Here is a 1,539-nt window from a genome sequence, read left to right as displayed (position 1 = left end):
GGGGGGACCGTGGGGCCGTCGACCGTGTCGGGGGCGATGGTGGGGTCGCCGTAGCTGCTTCCGTCGGCTGCCACCAGCAACACGCGGATCCCGCCGCCGCTGAGTTGCGCCACCAGCTGCTCGGGCGGGGTGCTCCCAGCGGCCAGCGCGTCGGCGCGCGCAGCTGTGGCCATCAGCCGGTCGTGCAGATCACGGTGGGCCTGGATGCCCACCAGCGCATCGATCGTCACGCCCAGCACCACCAGGAGCACCGTGAGCAAGCCGAGGACGAGCACGGCAACCCGTCGGCGCAACGACGGGGTTGGGGTCCGCGGCACCGCCGGGGCGGAGTCGTCGTTCATGGCCGTGCTGGTTGCAGGCGATAACCGATGCCCCGCACGGTATGCAGGATGCGCGGTCCATGGGCTTCCAATTTCCGGCGCAGCCCGCTGACGTGAACATGCACCAGATTGGCGTCGTAAGCGTCATAGCCCCACAGCGCGGTCAGGATCTGCCCGGTGCTGACGATGCGCCCGCGTTGCTCCACCAGGAAGCCGAGCAGCCGCAGTTCGGTCCCCGTGAGGTCCAGCGCGGTTTCCGCGCGCGTGGCCACCGCCGCGTCGAGGTCCAACGTCAGGTCGCCACACTGGACGACCGCCGGAAGCCGGCCCCGCCGGCGTAGTACCGCGCCCACCCGGGAGATCAACTCGGCCAGTTCGAAGGGTTTGACGACGTAATCGTCGGCGCCGCCGTCGAGACCGCGCAACCGGTCGGGCAATCCGTCGCGTGCGGTGAGCAACACGATCCCGGTCTGGCCCCAATCGCGAATGACGTCGATCAACTCGAAGCCGTCCCGCCCCGGCATCATCACGTCCAGCACCACCAGGTCGGGCCGAAAGCCGTCGAGCACGTCTTCCAGCCCTGCGCCATCGGGCCGCATCGCGGTGAAATACCCGGCATCGGTCAACGCCTCGCCCACCATTTCGCGGATCGCCTCCGAGTCTTCGACGACCAGTACTCGGGCTGCGGTGCCGGAGCGGGGCCGGCCGGCCGGCTGCGGCGCTCGATCGGAGTCGAAGCGATGGCTCATCTCTTCATTCTCAACAGGTTTCTGAAACCAACGTGAAGAAATCACACCCCGGGTCGATGTCTTCAGGTTGGGACCAGATTCGCTTCCTAGCGTCGCCGGCATTGCAGCAGTTCACACATTTGGAGGACGCATGGCCGATGAGCAACCGTTACGGACCAGGCCTGATGAGGCGACCGGGGAATACCAGCGCCCGCCGATCGCGGTTCCTGCCGAGCAGCTGAGCCCACCGGCCGGACCGGCCTTCGTGCGGCGCCACCCCGTGGGCGTCGCGGTCGGCGCCGGCGCGACCGGGTTCATTTTCGGCGCGCTACTGACAGCGCTGTTCCTAACGATCTTCTTGGCGGGGCCGTTGTCGCCGGGGCCGTTCCCCATGCCGGCGCCGCCACCGTGCGGCTTCGCGCCGGGCGGGTGCGGTGCGTTCATGCCCCCGCCCCCGGGATGGGCCGGCCCGGCCGGCGGCTGGGCAGCGC

1 protein-coding gene and 2 pseudogenes are annotated in these 1,539 nt (G+C 69.3%); 1 reads left to right on the top strand and 2 read right to left on the bottom strand.

Annotated features, from left to right (window positions below):
* Together MAAFP003_RS28795 and MAAFP003_RS28790 are read right to left on the bottom strand one after the other, a co-directional pair.
* A pseudogene (locus tag MAAFP003_RS28795) lies at window positions 1-341 on the bottom strand (two-component sensor histidine kinase); the annotation flags it as partial.
* Window positions 338-1,069 carry a response regulator transcription factor gene (locus MAAFP003_RS28790; RefSeq protein WP_096291469.1) on the bottom strand — a complete coding sequence of 244 codons (732 nt, stop codon included), beginning with the start codon at window positions 1,067-1,069 and terminating at the stop codon, window positions 338-340. The gene MAAFP003_RS28790 and the pseudogene MAAFP003_RS28795, both read right to left, overlap by 4 nt.
* A 130-nt stretch (window positions 1,070-1,199) precedes the next feature.
* On the opposite strand from MAAFP003_RS28790, the pseudogene MAAFP003_RS28785 reads away from it, so the two are divergent.
* Window positions 1,200-1,539, top strand: a pseudogene (locus MAAFP003_RS28785) (hypothetical protein); the annotation flags it as partial.

Origin of the sequence: Mycobacterium ahvazicum (genome assembly GCF_900176255.2) — a bacterium.
GTDB lineage: Bacteria > Actinomycetota > Actinomycetes > Mycobacteriales > Mycobacteriaceae > Mycobacterium > Mycobacterium ahvazicum.
This window is presented reverse-complemented; position numbering and strand designations above follow the sequence as displayed.

What these genes read in the sequence shown, in the direction of transcription:
- MAAFP003_RS28790 (WP_096291469.1), bottom strand. Translation starts at nt 1,069, where the DNA reads ATGAGCCATCGCTTCGACTCCGATCGAGCGCCGCAGCCGGCCGGCCGG.